The 16,581-nt window shown below is 63.4% G+C and carries 15 protein-coding genes; 5 read left to right on the top strand and 10 right to left on the bottom strand.

All coding sequences use genetic code 11. The annotated features are described in order from the left end of the window. Window positions 1–16 precede the first annotated feature (16 nt). Both ACHIRB_RS05140 and ACHIRB_RS05135 read right to left on the bottom strand, forming a co-directional pair. A complete protein-coding gene (locus ACHIRB_RS05140; RefSeq protein WP_395119433.1) occupies window positions 17–517 on the bottom strand; it encodes a DUF3558 domain-containing protein in 501 nt (166 codons plus the stop codon). A 23-nt stretch (window positions 518–540) separates the two neighbouring features. Continuing rightward, window positions 541–1,095 carry a DUF3558 domain-containing protein gene (locus ACHIRB_RS05135; RefSeq protein WP_395125876.1) on the bottom strand — a complete coding sequence of 185 codons (555 nt, stop codon included), beginning with the start codon at window positions 1,093–1,095 and terminating at the stop codon, window positions 541–543. A gap of 337 nt (window positions 1,096–1,432) precedes the next feature. Between ACHIRB_RS05135 and ACHIRB_RS05130 the strand changes: the two genes are divergently transcribed. The 4 genes from ACHIRB_RS05130 to ACHIRB_RS05115 are packed head-to-tail and all read left to right on the top strand — an operon-like array spanning window position 1,433 to window position 4,249. Further along, window positions 1,433–2,650, top strand: a complete 1,218-nt coding sequence (locus tag ACHIRB_RS05130) for a fatty acid desaturase family protein (protein WP_395119437.1) — start codon at window positions 1,433–1,435, stop codon at window positions 2,648–2,650. 59 nt (window positions 2,651–2,709) lie between these two features. Continuing rightward, window positions 2,710–3,876: a N(5)-(carboxyethyl)ornithine synthase gene (locus tag ACHIRB_RS05125; protein WP_395125875.1), complete on the top strand. Its 1,167-nt coding sequence runs from the start codon at window positions 2,710–2,712 to the stop codon at window positions 3,874–3,876. Then, window positions 3,873–4,082 carry an RGCVC family protein gene (locus ACHIRB_RS05120; RefSeq protein ID WP_395125874.1) on the top strand — a complete coding sequence of 70 codons (210 nt, stop codon included), beginning with the start codon at window positions 3,873–3,875 and terminating at the stop codon, window positions 4,080–4,082. Before ACHIRB_RS05125 ends, ACHIRB_RS05120 begins: the two co-directional genes overlap by 4 nt. Next, entirely contained in the window at window positions 4,079–4,249 is a 171-nt protein-coding gene (locus tag ACHIRB_RS05115) for a DUF6307 family protein (RefSeq protein ID WP_395125873.1), read from the top strand. The genes ACHIRB_RS05120 and ACHIRB_RS05115 overlap by 4 nt, the downstream gene beginning before the upstream one ends. A 4-nt stretch (window positions 4,250–4,253) precedes the next feature. Here ACHIRB_RS05115 and ACHIRB_RS05110 read toward each other — a convergent pair whose 3' ends face one another. From ACHIRB_RS05110 to ACHIRB_RS05085, 6 genes are read right to left on the bottom strand one after another with little or no spacing between them, the layout of a single operon-like run. Continuing rightward, window positions 4,254–5,417, bottom strand: a complete 1,164-nt coding sequence (locus ACHIRB_RS05110; RefSeq protein ID WP_395125879.1) for a VWA domain-containing protein — start codon at window positions 5,415–5,417, stop codon at window positions 4,254–4,256. A gap of 5 nt (window positions 5,418–5,422) precedes the next feature. Then, entirely contained in the window at window positions 5,423–7,639 is a 2,217-nt protein-coding gene (locus tag ACHIRB_RS05105) for a DUF5682 family protein (RefSeq protein ID WP_395125872.1), read from the bottom strand. After that, window positions 7,636–8,748, bottom strand: coding sequence for an ATP-binding protein (locus ACHIRB_RS05100; protein WP_395125878.1), 1,113 nt, complete (start codon window positions 8,746–8,748; stop codon window positions 7,636–7,638). Before ACHIRB_RS05100 ends, ACHIRB_RS05105 begins: the two co-directional genes overlap by 4 nt. Before the next feature lie 26 nt (window positions 8,749–8,774). Further along, window positions 8,775–10,235 (bottom strand): DUF5691 domain-containing protein, encoded by a 1,461-nt coding sequence (locus ACHIRB_RS05095; RefSeq protein WP_395125871.1) that lies wholly within the window; start codon window positions 10,233–10,235, stop codon window positions 8,775–8,777. Further along, entirely contained in the window at window positions 10,232–11,539 is a 1,308-nt protein-coding gene (locus ACHIRB_RS05090) for an SWIM zinc finger family protein (RefSeq protein WP_395125870.1), read from the bottom strand. The genes ACHIRB_RS05095 and ACHIRB_RS05090 overlap by 4 nt, the downstream gene beginning before the upstream one ends. Next, window positions 11,536–14,796, bottom strand: coding sequence for a DEAD/DEAH box helicase (locus tag ACHIRB_RS05085; RefSeq protein ID WP_395125869.1), 3,261 nt, complete (start codon window positions 14,794–14,796; stop codon window positions 11,536–11,538). Before ACHIRB_RS05085 ends, ACHIRB_RS05090 begins: the two co-directional genes overlap by 4 nt. Window positions 14,797–15,000: 204 nt before the next feature. Between ACHIRB_RS05085 and ACHIRB_RS05080 the strand changes: the two genes are divergently transcribed. Continuing rightward, window positions 15,001–15,249, top strand: coding sequence for a helix-turn-helix domain-containing protein (locus tag ACHIRB_RS05080; RefSeq protein ID WP_395125868.1), 249 nt, complete (start codon window positions 15,001–15,003; stop codon window positions 15,247–15,249). Between the two features lie 15 nt (window positions 15,250–15,264). Here the strand turns inward: ACHIRB_RS05080 and ACHIRB_RS05075 are convergent, their stop codons facing one another. Together ACHIRB_RS05075 and ACHIRB_RS05070 are read right to left on the bottom strand one after the other, a co-directional pair. Further along, window positions 15,265–15,909 carry a VWA domain-containing protein gene (locus ACHIRB_RS05075; protein WP_395125867.1) on the bottom strand — a complete coding sequence of 215 codons (645 nt, stop codon included), beginning with the start codon at window positions 15,907–15,909 and terminating at the stop codon, window positions 15,265–15,267. A gap of 62 nt (window positions 15,910–15,971) precedes the next feature. Further along, a complete protein-coding gene (locus tag ACHIRB_RS05070) occupies window positions 15,972–16,529 on the bottom strand; it encodes an NADAR family protein (RefSeq protein ID WP_395125866.1) in 558 nt (185 codons plus the stop codon). Window positions 16,530–16,581 lie beyond the last annotated feature (52 nt).

The following is a 16,581-nucleotide window of genomic DNA, read 5'->3' as shown; positions in this document are numbered from 1 at the left end:
AGTTACCGCCGGGTAGTCACAGATTCCTGTTCATTGTGAGCTCCGCGAGTTCGCGCGCGGCCTCGCAGGGGTCCGGCCCGTTGGCGACGCCGACAGACTGTACCCACCACGTGATCACACCCGAATAGTTGACCGTGACGCCGCACGCCGCCGGACTGCCAGGTCGCAACGCCTGAAATGCGGAAGCGCCCTTGATCTTGACGTCTGTGACCTCGTAGCGCAGTTGGCCGGCGATGTCGCGCTCGTGCGCGAGCGTGTTGTTCTCGAACCATGCGAACGTCACGTCGACCCGACCGCTTGGAACGCTCACGTCCCACATGCAGATCGCGCCGAGAAAGTAGCGGTCGATGGCGTTGCCGCCGAGGGTCGAGGCGATCTCCTCGTCGGAGACGGCGTCGCACTCGTGGAGAAGTTTGTCGAACTGGGTCGACGGCGACGGTCCGCCTGCCGCGCTCGGCTTGCCGGTCACGGTCGTGCCGCAGCCGACGAGAACGAACGTCGCCGCGACGGCAATCATCCAGCGACTCCCTGACCGAAGGTTCACGACGCTTTCTCCATCGTCAAATTCGCGAGGGCAAGAACGGGCGCGCAGACGTCGGTGGGTCGGTCGGCAGCGGTGAAATCGACAAGCCAGTACACAAAATCGTCGTTGTCCTGGATACCGACTTCGCAGAATTGATCGGCCGGGTCCCGCGACATGTAGGCGCGTCGGCCGTCGATCTTGAGATAGGTGACGATGCGTCCACTGGCCTCCGAGCCGAGCCGTTCCCTGTCGATCGGGCTGCCCCGGAACCAGACGAACATGGCGTACGGATGCCCGCCCGCCGCCTCCCAGCGGCACTTGATGCCGTTCCGCGCGATGGGTTGCAAGGTTGGCAACCCGGTGATTGCGACGACCGCCTCGTCGTTCACGAACCCGCATTCGCTGTAGAAGGCACCCGGGCCCGAGCGTGTGGGATCGGCCAGCGGTGGGGCCTCTTTCGGCTGGTCCGGGCGGGTGGAGTCGCATCCGGTCAGCGCGCCTGACCCGACCGCCGCGCACACGAGGGCAGCCAGCGAGGCGCGCCTGATGGTGGCGGTCACGGTGCGGGGCACTTCACGAGGTTACTGCGCCCCGAATACGGGTAGGCTGAGGTCACCGATAGTCATGCGCGGCCGGACGGCAAGCGCGGCTGTCGATTGATGGTGAGGCCGTAGCCGGCGAGGAGTTCCGGTTGGCGCCGTCGAATCGTGCTTCGTCACACCTCGACCTGGACCCGTCGAGTCGGTGATTTCCACTGACAGAACACCCCCAACACTCCGGCCCCTGCGTGACACCCGATTCGCCCGTCTGCATGTACCTGCGGACCCACCAAACCGATCGAAAGCATTATGTACGACCAAAATTCGTTTGTAGACGTGTCCGTTGTCCGCCCGTGCTGCGGAGGTCTCCGTGGCCATCTCTGAAGTACGCGAATACGCACATCTCACCGAGGCCGACGTCGAAGCCCTCGGCAAGGAACTCGACGAGATCCGCCGCGATATCGAGGAATCACTCGGCGAACGCGACGCGCGCTACCTCTACCGCACGATTGCCGCGCAACGACTCCTCGACGTGACGTCGCGACTGGTGATCTTCGGTAGCCGGGGACCGCTGACGACCATGCTGGGGACCGTCGGTCTCGCCGTTGCGAAAAGCATCGAGAACATGGAACTCGGCCACAACATCTGCCACGGCCAATGGAACTGGATGAACGATCCAGAGGTCCATTCCAATTCGTGGGAGTGGGACATGGCCGGGCTGTCCGCCCAGTGGAAGTACTCGCACAACTATCGCCATCACGTCTACACCAACGTCCTCGGTATGGACGAAGACATCGGCTTCGGCATTATGCGGGTCACCCGCGATGACAAGTGGGAACCGCAGCATTTGCTCCAACCTATCCGAAACCTGTTGCTGGCGGCGACATTCGAGTGGGGGATCGCCCTGCACGATCTGTATTCCGAACAGGATCGGGCCGCCGACGAGTCGGGCAAGCAGGCCGAGAAGAAGATGTTCCTGCGCAAGATCGGTAGGCAACTCGGCAAGGACTACGTGCTGTTCCCCGCGCTGTCCGGCCGACGCTGGCTCCGGACCCTCGGTGCCAACGCGGTCGCGAACCTGATGCGGAACGTGTGGGCGTACGTCGTGATCTTCTGCGGTCACTTCCCTGATGGCGCAGAGAAATTCACGCTGACCGACCTCGACGACGAGACGCGAGCCGACTGGTACCTGCGGCAGATGCTCGGTACCGCCAACTTCGACGCAGGCAAAGCAATGGCGTTTATGAGCGGCAACCTCTGCTACCAGATCGAGCACCACCTCTTCCCCGATCTGCCCAGCGTTCGGTACGCCGAGATTGCCGTTCGCGTGCGCGCTTTGTGCGACAAGTACGACCTGCCGTATACGACGGGATCGCTTGCGAAGCAGTACTTCCTGACCCTGCGCACGATTCACAAACTCGCCCTACCGGACAGCATGTTGATCGCGACGTGCGACGACGCACCGGAGACGGCATCGGAGCGCAAGTTCAGAACGTCGGCGCCTACCCTGCAGCACCCAGCGGGGCCGACGGCTGGACGACGTGGTTTGCGCACCGCGATTGCCGAGCGAAAGCGGTTCCGGCGCTAGCAATTATCTGCCGCCTCGAGAGATCGGGCCGCCCCAAAACTTCAAACAGAGGAGTACGTGTGCACCATCTCAAACTCGGAGTTCTTTCGCGAACGCGGAAGGAAAACGAGCATCGGGTGCCGATTCATCCGTCACACCTCGACCGGATCGACGACGACCTGCGCTCCAGCGTTTTCCTCGAACACGGCTACGGCGACGATTTCGGACTGACCGACGAGCAGTTGGCACCGTTCGTCGGCGGCATGCGGTCGCGTGAACAGTTGCTTGCCGACTGCGAGGTCATCTTGCTTGCCAAGCCGTTGGCCGAAGATCTCGAAGAACTCCGCGAGGGCCAGGTGCTGTGGGGGTGGCCCCATTGTGTGCAGGACGAGAAGCTCACCCAAATTGCGATCGACCGGATGTTGACGCTCGTCGCGTTCGAGGCGATGAATCATTGGCGTTCCGACGGCTCGTTCAAATTGCATGTCTTCCACAAGAACAACGAGTTGGCCGGCTACTGCTCGGTGTTTCATGCGATGGCGCTGGCCGGGTCGACCGGCAACTATGGCCGTCGGCTGCGCGCGGTTGTCATCGGGTTCGGTGCCACCGCACGTGGCGCTGTGACTGCTCTGAGCGCGCATGGTGTGCACGATGTCGAGATCCTGACCCAACGCGGGATCGCCGCCGTCGCGTCGCCGATTCACTCCGCCCAGATGGTGCAGTTCGATCACGATGTCGACAACCCGGGCGACCCACGACGAAGCCATGCACTGACCGAAGATGGCCGTGTCCCGCTGGCCGGCTTCCTGGCCGAGCACGACATCGTCGTCAACTGCGTATTGCAAGACACCGCAGCGCCTTTGACGTTCCTGATCGACGAGGACGCCGACATATTTCCGCCGGGCAGCCTGATCGTCGACGTGTCGTGCGACGAGGGGATGGGGTTCAGTTGGGCGCGTCCGACGACGTTCACCGAGCCGACCTTCACCGTCGGTAAACACATCACCTACTACGGCGTCGACCACAGTCCGTCCTATCTGTGGAACTCGGCGAGCTGGGAGATCAGCGAAGCCCTGCTGCCGTACCTGCGGACCGTTCTCGATGGTCCGGATGCGTGGGGCAAGAACCAAACCGTCAGTCGCTCGATCGAGATCCGTGACGGCGTGATTCAGAACCCCGCCATCCTCGCGTTCCAGCACAGATCAGCAGATTTTCCGCATCCCTACACAGAATTGGTGGAGTCATGACCGGAGTAGAGTCATCTGCATCGTCCGATGCCACACTCGATTCGGATTCGACGTCCCTCATGTGCGAAACCTGTCCGCACACCTGGGAATCCCACGATGCGATCGCAGCCAGGTACTGCTCCGCAGTCGCTGCGCGTTCACTCGATCGTTCCTGCATCTGTTCGCAGAACAAGCCGACCCCACAACCGAAAAAGGAAAACAAATGAGTACTCCGACTGCCACCGCCACAACGACCCGCTCACGCTACGAAGAACGCGTACACCTGGTCTCGGAGGCCTTGACCTCCAACACCAAGCTCGACAAGAAGGCCGCAGCGAAGGTCGCGGTGCAGATCCTGCATGCGATCGACACGATTCCCGAGAAGGTTCGCTGATTCTTCAGCGCTGATTAGAGTTTGCCCATCTGATCAGGTCTCCCTTGTCGAGCGCCACGGCGAGCAACTCGGGGAACTGATCGGGTGTGCAGGCGAATGCTGGAATACCAAGCGCTGCAAGTGCGCTCGCGTTGTCGTGATCGAACGACGGTGCGCCGTCGTCGGACAGCGCGAGCAACACCACAACTTGAACCCCCGACTCCTTCATCGAGCCGATCCGCCTCAGCATCTGCTCGCGGACCCCGCCTTCGTAGAGGTCGGAGATCAGCACGAACAACGATTCGGTCGGCCTCGTGATCAACGATTGGCTGTAGGCGATCGCCCGATTTATGTCGGTGCCGCCGCCGAGTTGAGTACCGAAGAGGACGTCGACAGGATCTTCCAACTTGTCCGTCAAATCCACGACAGCCGTATCGAAGACGACGAGCGACGTCTTGAGCGAGCGCATCGACGCGAGGACCGCACCGAACACCGAGGCGTAAACGACGCTCGACGCCATCGATCCGGATTGATCGATCGCGAGTACCACGTCGCGGTGCACGGCTTGCGCTCGGCGGCCGTAGCCGACCAGTCGTTCCGGCACCACGGTCTTGTGCTCGGGCAGGTAGTGGCCGAGGTTCTTTCGAATCGTGCGATCCCAGTCGACGTCACGCAGCTTCGGCCGTGACGTTCTGGTCGCTCTATTGATGACGCCGGTGACGGCAGCCGTGGTCTTCGACGCGATCCGTCGCTCGATGTCGCGCACCACCTTCTCGACGACCATGCGCGCGGTTGCCTTCGTGGTTTCGGGCATCACCCGATTGAGGCTCAGCAGCGTTCCGACCAGGTGCACATCAGGTTCGACGGCTTCGAGCAGCTCGGGTTCCAGTAGCAATTGGGTGAGGTTGAGACGCTCGATCGCGTCCTTCTGCATCACCTGCACGACGCTGTTCGGGAAGTACGTGCGAATGTCGCCGAGCCACCGCGACACCCGCGGTGCCGAGCTGCCGAGGCCGCCGGCTTTGCGTTTGCTGTCCGATGCCGAGCTTTCGGAATCGGAGTCGTACAGCGCCGCGAGGGCGCCGTCCATTGCGCGGTCGTCGCGGCCGGAGAGTCCGCCGAGACCTTCGTCCGCTGCCTTGCCGAGCGCCAGGCGCCAGCGGCGGAGGCGTTCGTAGTCGTCTGGCAGTTCGGTCATTGCGAGAATCCCAAGATCTGCGCGACCGCAGCCATGGCGATGCGACCGCGTTCGGGGTCGACCTGTTGGACCGAATTACGTTGCGTCGTTCCCGGACTGCGCACCGCCTGCCCGATCGCGTGCCGCTCACCGGTCTCGAACGAACCGAACGTGCGACGCAGCAATGGGAGGGCGTCGATGAAGTCTTGGCCACCGAGGGAGGCGAGCCAGTCGTCGAGTAGGCGTAGGAGTTCGCGGTCGTGCACAAGCAGTAGTCCGCCGCCGGCGAGGAAGCCTTCGACCCACGCGGCTTTCGCGGCGGGTTCGGCGCCGATCGACAGTGCGTGGGAAAGTCTTGTGGCCGAGTCGGATTCGCTGATTCGCCCGGCGTCGCGCAGGAGTCGAACGATGCGACCGACCAGCAGACCGTGCACGTCGCTGCGGTGGCTGATGGATTCCAGCGTCGTCATCCAGCGGTCGGACGTCGTCGCGTCGTCGCGGGTCATCACTGAAGCGTGGGTGTCGTCGATGAGCGTGCGAAGTGTGGAAGCGCTGTCGTCGTCGAGGTTGCCGACGGCCGAGCCGAGGCCGGCGCAGATGCGGACGAGCAGACTGTCGGCCACGTGAGTTATTGCGGCAGTGTCGGTTCCGCGGACGTCGCCGTAACGCGTCGTGCGGGTTAGCGGTGGGACGGCGGCAAGCAGGTGCGCGACGTCGTGGTCGAGCGCCGCTGCCGTTTCGACGATCGTCAGCAGCTGGGGGAGCACGTCTGCGAGGTCCGCGATGAGGGCGCGTTCGAGGAGATTCGTGAGCTCGCCGAGTGTGGTGTCGTCTTTTCCTGCCCGATCGAGGATCTTTGCTTCTGCTGCGGCTTCGACGGTCGTTCCCCACATCGCGGCTTCGACGACGGACACGGAGAACTCTGGCTGCCATTCGAGCGTCCACGTTTCGCGGAAGGTACCGGTGCTGCGAACCTCGCTGTCGGTGATGGTGCCCCAGTCGATGCCGATCAGCAGGAGCCGATGCAGCAGTTGTGATTTGGCGAGGTCGTTCGGTTTACGAAGGTCGAGATCGAGCTTCGTTGCCGATGGAGTTTGTTTGAGACGCAGGGTTCGTGCGCGAGCACGGAGGTCGGCGTCGAGGGGGACGGTCGGTGTCTCGTCGGGCACCATGCCGAGCTTCTCGCCGACAACCAGCTTGTTCGTGATCAGCGCCAACAGCACGTCGTCGCCGTCGCACAACACCGCTCGCGTTGCCTCGGTGACCTCCGACAGCCCCGCCAGCGGACGAGATCGCATCGCCGCGAGCGTTTCCGTCAGGCGCACCGATTCGATGACATGCGCGCTCGACACGGGCAGGTCTTCGGCGCGCAGCACCCGCGCGACCTTGGTGAGCCAGCGGACGATCGGGTGTTCGGTCTCGGTGAAGAGATGGTGATACCAACCGGGCGAGGTGATTCCGGCGCCGTAGCCCGATCGGCTTGCCAGCCGTGAATGAGTCCACGGCACCCAGGTGAGCGAGGTCTTGGTCTTGGGCAGGCCTTTGAGGAGGCGGGCGTCTGCGGTTGCGGGGCCAAGTGGACCAGTGAGCGCTGGTGCATGCCACGCGCCGCACACGACAGCGATTCTCTGGGAGCCTGCTTTGATGGCTTTTCGCAGAGTTTGGCGCATGTACGCCTCGCGCTGCAGCGTTCGGCTGTCGATGTACGACGTCTCTCGCAGAGACGCCATTGCCTCGGTGATTGCGTCGAACGACTCTGCGTCGGAGGTGGATTCGACGATGGCGTCCCACCAGCGTTCGGCGTCGTCGTAACCGGCAGCCGCGGCGAGGCGGACGAGTGGGTCGCCCTGTTCTCGCTTCTCGTCCTCGGCGGGCTTCACACCGATGGTCTGCGACGCAGGGAGATCACAGAAGGTGGCGGTCACGTTGTGCGCGGCGGCCCACGTGATCGCCTGCCATTCGGGGGAGAAGACAGCGAACGGCCAGAACGCCGCATTGGACGGCGCCGCAGTCGAATACGCGAGCAGCGCAACCGGGGGATGCATGTACTCGGACGCTGCAAGCGCAACCAGGGGGTCGGCGTCGGAGGGGCCTTCGATGAGAATTGCGTCGGGCACGAACTCGTCCAGGGCAGCACGAAGCGACCGCGCAGAACCAGGGCCGTGGTGGCGGATGCCGTAGACGCGGGTTTCGGTGGCGATCTTTACGTTTGGTGACTCCAGGGTTACCGTCATCCGCTCACCTCGCGGCAGGCGCGGTAGAAGTCGGCCCAGCCTTCCCGTTCGCGCACAACGGCTTCGAGGTATTCGTTCCACACCACGGCGTCGGCGACGGGATCTTTGAGGACCGAGCCGAGGATGCCGGCGGCGACGTCGGCAGCACGCAGGGTGCCGTCGCCGAAGTGAGCGGCAAGGGCTGCGCCACTGGTGATCACCGAGATGGCTTCGGCGGTCGAGAGTGTGCCGGACGGCGATTTGAGCTTGGTTCGGCCGTCTTCGGTTGCCCCGGAACGTAGTTCGCGGAACACCCGGACCACGCGCCGAATCTCTTCTGCTGCAGCGGGAACCGGCGGCAATTCGAGTGCGTGGCCGAGTTGCTCGACGCGACGGGTGACGATCCCGACTTCTTCCTCCTCGCTGGCAGGTAGCGGCAGCACGACGGTGTTGAAACGGCGACGCAGGGCGGACGAGAGTTCGTTGACACCACGGTCGCGGTCGTTTGCGGTGGCGATGACGTTGAATCCCTTGACCGCTTGCACTTCCGTTGCCAGCTCGGGGATCGGGAGGGTCTTCTCCGACAGGATGGTGATCAACGCGTCCTGCACGTCGGCGGGGATGCGGGTGAGTTCTTCGACGCGCGCAATGGTGCCGGTCTCCATGGCGGTCAGGACGGGCGACGGCACGAGCGCACCCGCGGTCGGACCTTCTGCGAGCAGGCGTGCGTAGTTCCAGCCGTAGCGGATCGACTCCTCGGCTGTGCCTGCGGTGCCTTGCACGAGCAGGGTCGAACTACCGCTGATCGCAGCCGAAAGATGCTCGGATACCCAGGTTTTGGCGGTACCGGGTACGCCGAGCAGGAGCAGCGCACGGTCCGTCGCGAGTGTCGCCACGGCAACCTCGACCAGCCTGCGCGGACCCACGTACTTGGGCGTGATCACCGTGCCGTCGTTCAGCGTCCCGCCGAGAAGATAGGTCACCACGGCCCAGGGTGAGAGTCGCCACGACGGGGGTCGGGGACGGTCGTCGGTGCGGTCGAGGGCTGACAGTTCTTCGGCGAAAGCCTGTTCGGCGTGTGGGCGTAGCAGCGCTGATTGGTCTGGTTCGGTCGCGGCTGGTGTCGTCACTGCTGGTCCTGTCTCCGCCTGTTCGATCACTGCAGCTCCTCGAGCATCGTCTTGCGTTGTATGAGGTGGAACGCGATCTGGTTCATCCGGCGTGCGGTGCCGCCGTCGACGGCTCGGTCAGCGGCTCCGCGCACAGCACCGAGCAGGTCGATCGGCAGGTGTGCCAGCGCGTGCGTGTGTAGCTGCCGGCGGAAGGCCTTGTCGTCGGGGCGGGTCGCAACGGGATCCATCTGCATCAACAATTCCAGAGCCCGGATGGCAAATTCGCGTGGCCACGGGTGTGGGAGAGCGTCGAGCACGAACGTCGAGTAGTCGAGCAGCGGTCGTGGGTCGGCAAGGACCCAGTCCGCGACGGCGTCAGCGGGCATGACCTTGATGAGGTCCGTGTCTTTCACGCCCGCCCGTCGTAGCAGCGCTTCGGCCCATTCGGCGTTGTGTTGTGCCTTCGCGGCGTCGGCCCAGCCGACATTGATGCGTAGTTTCCAGCGTTCGTCGATGGCGGAGGTCACTGCGGTTGCCGGCGGTCCGAGCAGCTGTTCCCAGACCGCGAGCGGCGTCGCTCTGACGACTCGGCCGAACCAGGTCATCGGATCGTTCGCGGCGCTGACCGAGCGGTCGCCGATGCCATCGCGAATGGCTGCGTCGTCGAGTTCGTCGGGAACCTTTGCGCTGAGCGCGTTGTTCTCGTCGAAGTAGACCCAGTCGCGGATGCGGTCGGACATCCGCTGCGAGAGAGGCGAATCCGGGAGCTTGGCGAGCATCGCCGCGGCCACAGTTCGAACCTCTTGGCGTCCATCGTCGAGGGCCTGTTCGAGGAAATCGGTGTCGTTGTTGTTGAGCTGCGGCAGGAGTGAGCCGATCAGCTGGAAGCGTGCGGGTCCGGGCTCCTGCGGCCAGGTCTTCGTGAGTTGCTCGAGCGCGGCGTCGGGGTCTTGCCGGCGGACATCGGTGAGCCACTTGGCTCGTTCTCGGAGGGTGCCGTAGTTCCAGACCTGCAGGTCGGCCAGTGTGTAGCTCGTGAAATCCGACCATTCCGGATTCTGGGCGGCGAGCCACTGACCGCGAATGCTCGCGAGCTGGACGAGTCGGTCGCGGTAGGTCTGGTTGTTCGTGCTCGCCTTGGCGTACCGAAGGACAAGGGCGACAAGCTCGTCGGGTGCGCGGTAGTTGCGTCCTAGGGCTTCGACCAGCCATTCGTCGATGATGCGTGAGTTGGCTGCTGCGAGATCGCAGAACCGCGCGACTGCTGCGGCGGGTAGTTGGTAGCGCGGATCGTCGTCACACACGGTTGGCGGCGTCGCGGTTGTCGAGGTGACGCCACCACGCTCGTAGGCTCGTTCGAGTGCTGCCGCCTCCAACAATGAAGCGGCAGCGTCGTCGGTGGACAGTTGCTCGACCACACCGCGTGGAACTGGTTCGAGGGTGTCGAAGGTCGGTGTCCTGCGGGCGGTTCCGAGGAGGGCGGCGGCGACCAGATCGTCGTTCACATCACCACCACACGACCGCCGGAGAATGCGGAGATGACACGGATGCCGTCGTTGGTCCATTCGCCGATGATCGTCACGGGGTAGCCGCCGGAGAAGCCGAGCAGCGTCCACGGCGGCGGTTCGTCGAGTGGTGTCGAAATCGCGATGGCTCGGCCGGTGTGGTCGATGACGTGCCACTCGTCGCCGGAGAAGGTAGGGATCACGTCTTTCAGGCAGACCGGCCACGAGCGCAGCCACGGGTCGCGTCCGATGGCGGCTGCGTAGTCGTCGAGTGCTTCTTCGATGCCTGTGGCCGGGAGTGTTGTAAAGGGCTCGGGTTTACTGTGTCGCTCACCGAGTTTGGCGCGTAGGGACGCGGCACCAGGGTAGTAGTGGAGGTCGGCGTCGATCAGCGATCCGAGCGGCGGCAGATCGGTCGGAAAGTTCGGTGTGCCGTGGGAGAAGTCGAGAAGTACTGCCCAGCTGTTGCTTTCGCGTTCGCGCAGCCACACCTTGCGACTGAACAGGCTGTTCTCTTCGGTTACCTTGATGCCCAACACCATCCAGCGACCGCGGACCGGACGTTCGGCCAGGACGGAATCAGCGGCGACGGGGTAGCCGATGTGCGATCGGACCGTCGCCTGCAACGGGTCAGACAGTTCGCCGAGGTGACGGTGAGCTTGGACGAGCAGGTGGAGTTGCGCGTATTCGCCGAGCAGCCGTTGGGGCCAATCTTTACGCGTGGCAAGGGCATACGGGAGTCGTCGCAGCGTCGACGCGATGCCGGGTGCTTTGGAGTCGACCATCCGAGCAGCCGCTGCTTCGAAGGCTGTGTAGGAGCGGTCGGTCTGTGCCAGACCGGTTCGCACTTGGTCGGCGATCCAGGTGTCGAGTTCTTCGAGACCGATGGTGACCTGTTTGACCCGGAGTTCCGCAGTTGCCGGGTTCGCGGTCTTCGGGCTTGCGGGGGCTTGTGCTTTGACGCCCTCGCGTTCGGCGCGGGACTCGATCCAGACTTCCGCGAAGTCGGCGATCGAATCCGCTTCGGGGACAGCATCTTCGGACCAGGAGATCAGCAAACTCAATGCGTGTTTGCACGGGAACTTCCGGCTTGGGCACGAGCATTCGAACGCGGGACCCGAGAGGTCGACGATCGTTTGGTACGGCTTCAGCCCACTGCCTTGGCACAGTCCCCATAGTGCGTTCGCGTGGTGGCCGGTCTTCGACAAGCTCGGTCCGAGCCGTCGTGCCAGCGCGACAGCTTTGGGGTCGGGTACAAGTGCGGTGATCTGTTCTTTGGTCCAGCGTTGGGGTGGAGAGGTCATTCGAAGAGGCTCTTGATGTCGTCGGCGGTCATGGCTGTGCTGAGCATGGTGTCGGCGTCCATGACGCTGGCGAAGAGTTCGGCCTTCTTCGCTTTGAGTGCCATAACCTTTTCCTCGATGGTGTCTTTGGCGATGAGCCGGTACACCATGACGCTACGGGTTTGGCCGATTCGGTGGGTGCGGTCGATGGCTTGCGCTTCGGTCGCCGGGTTCCACCACGGGTCGAGCAGGAAGACGTAGTCGGCTTCGGTGAGGTTGAGTCCGAATCCGCCGGCTTTGAGGCTGATCAAGAACACCGGTGCCGCACCGCTTTTGAACTGCTCGACGACTGCGCCGCGATCTTTCGTGGATCCGTCGAGGTAGGCGTAGGTGATTCCTTCGGCATCGAGTCGGTCGCGGACCTTCGACAGGAACGACGTGAACTGACTGAAGATCAGTGCGCGGTGACCGCCGTCGATCACGTCGTGCAGTTGCTCGGTCAATGCTTCGATTTTGGCGGACGGCACACCTTCGTGCTCGTCTTCGACGAGTCCCGCGTGCAGGCTCAGCTGGCGCAGCATCGTCAACGACCGGAAGATCGTGAAGCGGTTTTTGTCCATGTCGCTGATCAGGCCGAGGATCTTCTGGCGTTCGCGTTGCAGGTGGGTTTGGTAGATCTTGCGGTGGCGTGGATTCAGTTCGAGTTCGAGGACCTGCTCCTGCTTGGCCGGCAAGTCCGCTGCCACTTGGTCTTTGGTTCGGCGCAGGAGTAGCGGTTTGATCCGGCGTCGCAGTTGGGTGAGAAGTTCTGCGTCGCCTTGGTTTTCGATCGGCTTGCGGTAGTAGTCGCCGAACTTCTTGATGTTCGGGAACAGGCCAGGCGCGGTGATCGACAGCAGCGACCACAGCTCCATCAGGTTGTTCTCCATCGGCGTGCCGGTGATCGCCAGCTTGAACGGCGTCTCCAGTTTGCGGACGCATTGGTAGGCCTTCGACTGGTGATTTTTGACGAACTGCGCCTCGTCGAGGATCAGCGCCGACCAACTCATCGCCGAGTAGGTGTCGAAGTCGAGCCGGAAGCGGGTGTAGGAGGTGATGACCACGTCGGCGTTGCCGAGTCGTGCCATGTCGGAGGCTTTGATGGCCTTGTCGATCGCGGCGATCTTCAAACCTGGTGCGAAGCGCCGAGATTCGGCTGCCCAGTTCGGCACCACACTCGTCGGCGCGATGATCAAGAAGGGCGGCGCGTCCGGATCAGTTTGTCGCGCATGGCAGATCAAGGCCAGCGACTGAATCGTTTTGCCGAGGCCCATGTCGTCAGCGAGGATGCCGCCAAGCTTGTGCTGCCACAGGAAGGCCAGCCAGGTGAAGCCGTCAAGCTGGTAGGGGCGCAATTCGGCGTTGAGGCTGCGGGGTGGTGCAATCGGAGCGAGGCCGGGCAGCTTCAGCAGACCGTCGACCTGCGACCGCCATTCCCAGGCTTGGCTCTCGATGACGCCCAGTTGGGCGAACTCGTCCCACAGCCCGGCCTGATAGCGGCTCAGGCGCAGCGGGCCGTTCGGATTGTCCTGCAGCCCGCGGGCTTCCTCGATCAGTTCTCGAAGTGACTGCAGCTCAGGCTTTTCCAGCGAGAAGTACGCGCCGCTCGGCAGCAGTAGGTGTGTCAGGTCGTTGGCGAGGGCGGTGAAGACGTCGGCGAACGGAACCTCTTGGCCTTCGACGGAGATCGTGACGCCGAGGTCGAACCAGTCGTTGCTCTTCGAGGTGGCCGACGTGCTGAGCCCGATGCGGAGGCTGTCGCCGGCTTCGCGATAGTCGGCCGGGGTGCCGTCGACCTCGATGCGCAGGCCGTCACGGTCGGCATACAACGGTAGTACTTCGGTGGTGAAGCGCATCGTGTCGATCCCGCCGAGGACGGTGCGATTCGACAGGGCGGTTTGCTTGTGGCCAGGTCCGTCGTCGTACTGCTCGATCGGTAGGTCGAGATCCAGGAGGATGTCACGCTCGCGCTCGAGATCTCGGTAGGACGCACCACCGCCTCGCGGGTCGAGTGGTGCGCGCATTTCGTGGTCGCCGACTGTGTAGGCCCATTCCCAGTCGACGGTGAGGTTGTGGCCTTCGCCGTAGCTCGCGAGCAGTGCCAGTGTCGGTTCGGATACCACTGGGGGAGTGAAGCTTCCGTTGGACGACAGGATCGTCGCTTGGCGTTGTAGCGCGGGGAAGTACTCGGTGACGAAGCGATCCTTCTCGGATGCCGGAATTTCGAGTCCGTGCGATTCGACGACCATCTGCTGCAGGTGCCGTGCGACCGGCTTTGTCAGTTTCGCCAATCGCACGCGGTTGGCATGGTCGGTGGTGAAAACCCCGTGCGCTGTCTCGCCGATGAATGCGATGGCCAGCGAGCTCACAGGTTCGTCGTCGATCCGCACCACCGGCACCACAATCAAGTCGCCGGACGCGGTTTCGGTGACGTCGAGGCAGAACTCGGCCTCGCCGTAGGGTTTCGGCCCGATGTCGCGTCGACCGTTGATGAGTTTGATGCCGCGTCGCACGGCCTCGTCGAGCAGCGGCCAGAGTCGCGGACTGTCGAACAGGGCGAGGTCGAAGTCCTTCTCCTCGTGGCGGTAGTACGACACGCGACCGGTCTGCGACTGAAACACCGCGTAGAACTCGCGAAGCAGCCGGATTTGGTCGTGGGGATGCCCGGATGCTGCATGCATCTGGCTCACGGACGTCCACGTCAAGCCGCCGCTAATCCACCCTTTGCTGCCCGGCTTCACGGGTTTGATCCGAAGGGTGGGACGCGCTTTCGACGCCGCGGTCGGTGGCGGCGGGGTCAGCGTCAGTTCGATGGCGAGCTGATTGGTCGCGGTGTGGACCTCGTTGGATTTCGGCGTCGCGGTCGGCAGCAGGGCCGACAGCGATTGCTCCCACGTCGGTTTGGGCGGCGGGGCCACAGGCTGCGGTTTGGGTTCGCGATTCTGCGGCATCGCGGCGATAACGAGCGCGACCACATGCTTGCAATCGAATTCGACCGGGCACGTGCAGTTGCCTTCGACGAATCCGCCGCCGTGCTCCAAGTCGAACAAGGCCGTGGCCTCGTAGTAATCGCCGACGCTGCCTTCGATGATTCCGTCGAGCGCCTGGTCCTTCGGATACCACCTCATCTGCCGCACCTCGTGCAGCTTCGCGTGCATCATCCCCCGAGCAAACGTCGCCGGCCCGACCGATTCCTCCAAATCGGCCAGGTCGTCGTACGTGAATGCGTTTCCCACCATGACGTGACCGTAATGGCAGGCTCCGACACATTCGGGAGCGGCACGCATGCGCCGGAGAAGTTGGTAACCGAGTGAATTCGAGTGTTTCGATGGGTTGGAGGGACTGAACGTTAAGCTTGCGATCGCAGGCTTAGTGGGCAAAAGCCTCACGTTTTGAAGGCTGGCGGTCGTTAAGCTTTAGCTCGCGAGCCTAAGGGGATGACGATGGCGAAACCTCGACGCCGTGACCGTGGCCGATCGGACGCGATATCCGATCGCTTCGCCGCGCGGCGATACCAGCTCGGCTTGACGCAATTGGAGCTGGCGGATCTGGCGGGGGTCTCGCGGTCGAGCGTCCAAGCGATCGAAGCGGGCAAACGCTCCGTTCAGTTCGATGTCGTCGTCGCGGTCGCCGATGCACTCGGCTGCGATCTCGTGCTGACCACCAAAGCCGGCGCCGCCGTCACCGTTTGACGGCGACCCGTGTTATTACTTCCCATCCATCGCCCCCGCGCGGTCGGCGTCGGAGAAGCCTTCGACCTTCGTGCCCCGAGGTGCGGCCCGCTTGCGACTGGTGTAACTCGCTGCCGCGGCGAAGGCGTTCGTCACGCCCGCGGGTGACGGCGCATAGGTGATCGAGTTGGTCGACTTGAAGCCCATCTGCTCACCGATCGCGACCGCGTCGATGTTCGCGCCGAGGAACAGGTAGTCCCAGGCGAATTCGCTTTCCTGCCTGGTGATTACCTCTTTGACGGCCTGATGTGTCCAGTCCTTGCTGGCGTTTTCGTGGCCGTCGGTGAGGACGACGACGATCACCTGACCGGGCCGCTCGTGCTCCGGTTTCGCGGCGAGCTCTTCGCCGATTTCGGTTGTGAGACGGCCGATTCCGTCGTACAACGCAGTCACGCCACGAGGCTGGAGGTCGAGCGGCGGGACGTCGGCGATCGGCTTGTTGGAGTACACGCGCTCGTAGTGGTCGTCGAATTGCGCGAGCGTCATCGTCACCGAACCGGGCTGTTCCCGCTGCTTCGCGATGTAGGCGTCGAAGCCGCCCTGGGTGTCGCCTTTGATCGAATGCATCGAGCCGGAACGGTCCAGCAGCACGGCAATAAGGGTGAGGTCGGGGTTCGTCATCTGCGGCTCCTTGGCGTCGGGGTTATAACTCCACAGTGCCTGCACGCCGAGCCGACTGCCACCTATTCGATCAGTTCGTCCCGCACTCGCATCAGGACGAAGCCGAGGCGATTCTGGCCAGGCCACTGGGACGGCGTCGCGAGTCGCTCGTCGTCGGCGGCAATGCCTGCGCCCCAAACGGAATCGGTCGGACTCGCCTCGACGAGGACGTTCTTTCCCGTCGACGTCAGGTAGTCGCCGAGCGCGCCGACCTGGCTGAACTTGGCGAGGTTGGCCTTGTAGACGACGTCAACGCTGATGCGCGTCCACTCGTCGCGGTCGAAGCCGGTGACTTTGCGTCCCAACTTCTTGATCTTCGACGGATTCTTGGCGCCGAGGATGATCTCGGCCTTGTCCTCGTCGCCGAACGTAGCTGCCTTCTGCCACATCATGTATTGCTCGGCGGAGGTGAAGTTGTGGTCGTCGAGAGTGAAGTTCGAGATGTACCACTGGCTCAAGCACTCGGGCCCGACGACGCCCGTCTCCGACGGCTTCGCATTCCAGAAGGGCACCATGACGAGTTGGACGCCCTCGGCTTCGGCATCGCAGAGTTCGCGGTAGTCACTACTCGGATCGACCATCAGGCAAGGTTACGGGGCGGTGGACAACAATCGTGCCAACGACCATCGGGAA

The organism is Antrihabitans spumae (assembly GCF_043944905.1).
GTDB classification, from domain to species: Bacteria; Actinomycetota; Actinomycetes; order Mycobacteriales; family Mycobacteriaceae; genus Antrihabitans; species Antrihabitans spumae.
This window is presented reverse-complemented; position numbering and strand designations above follow the sequence as displayed.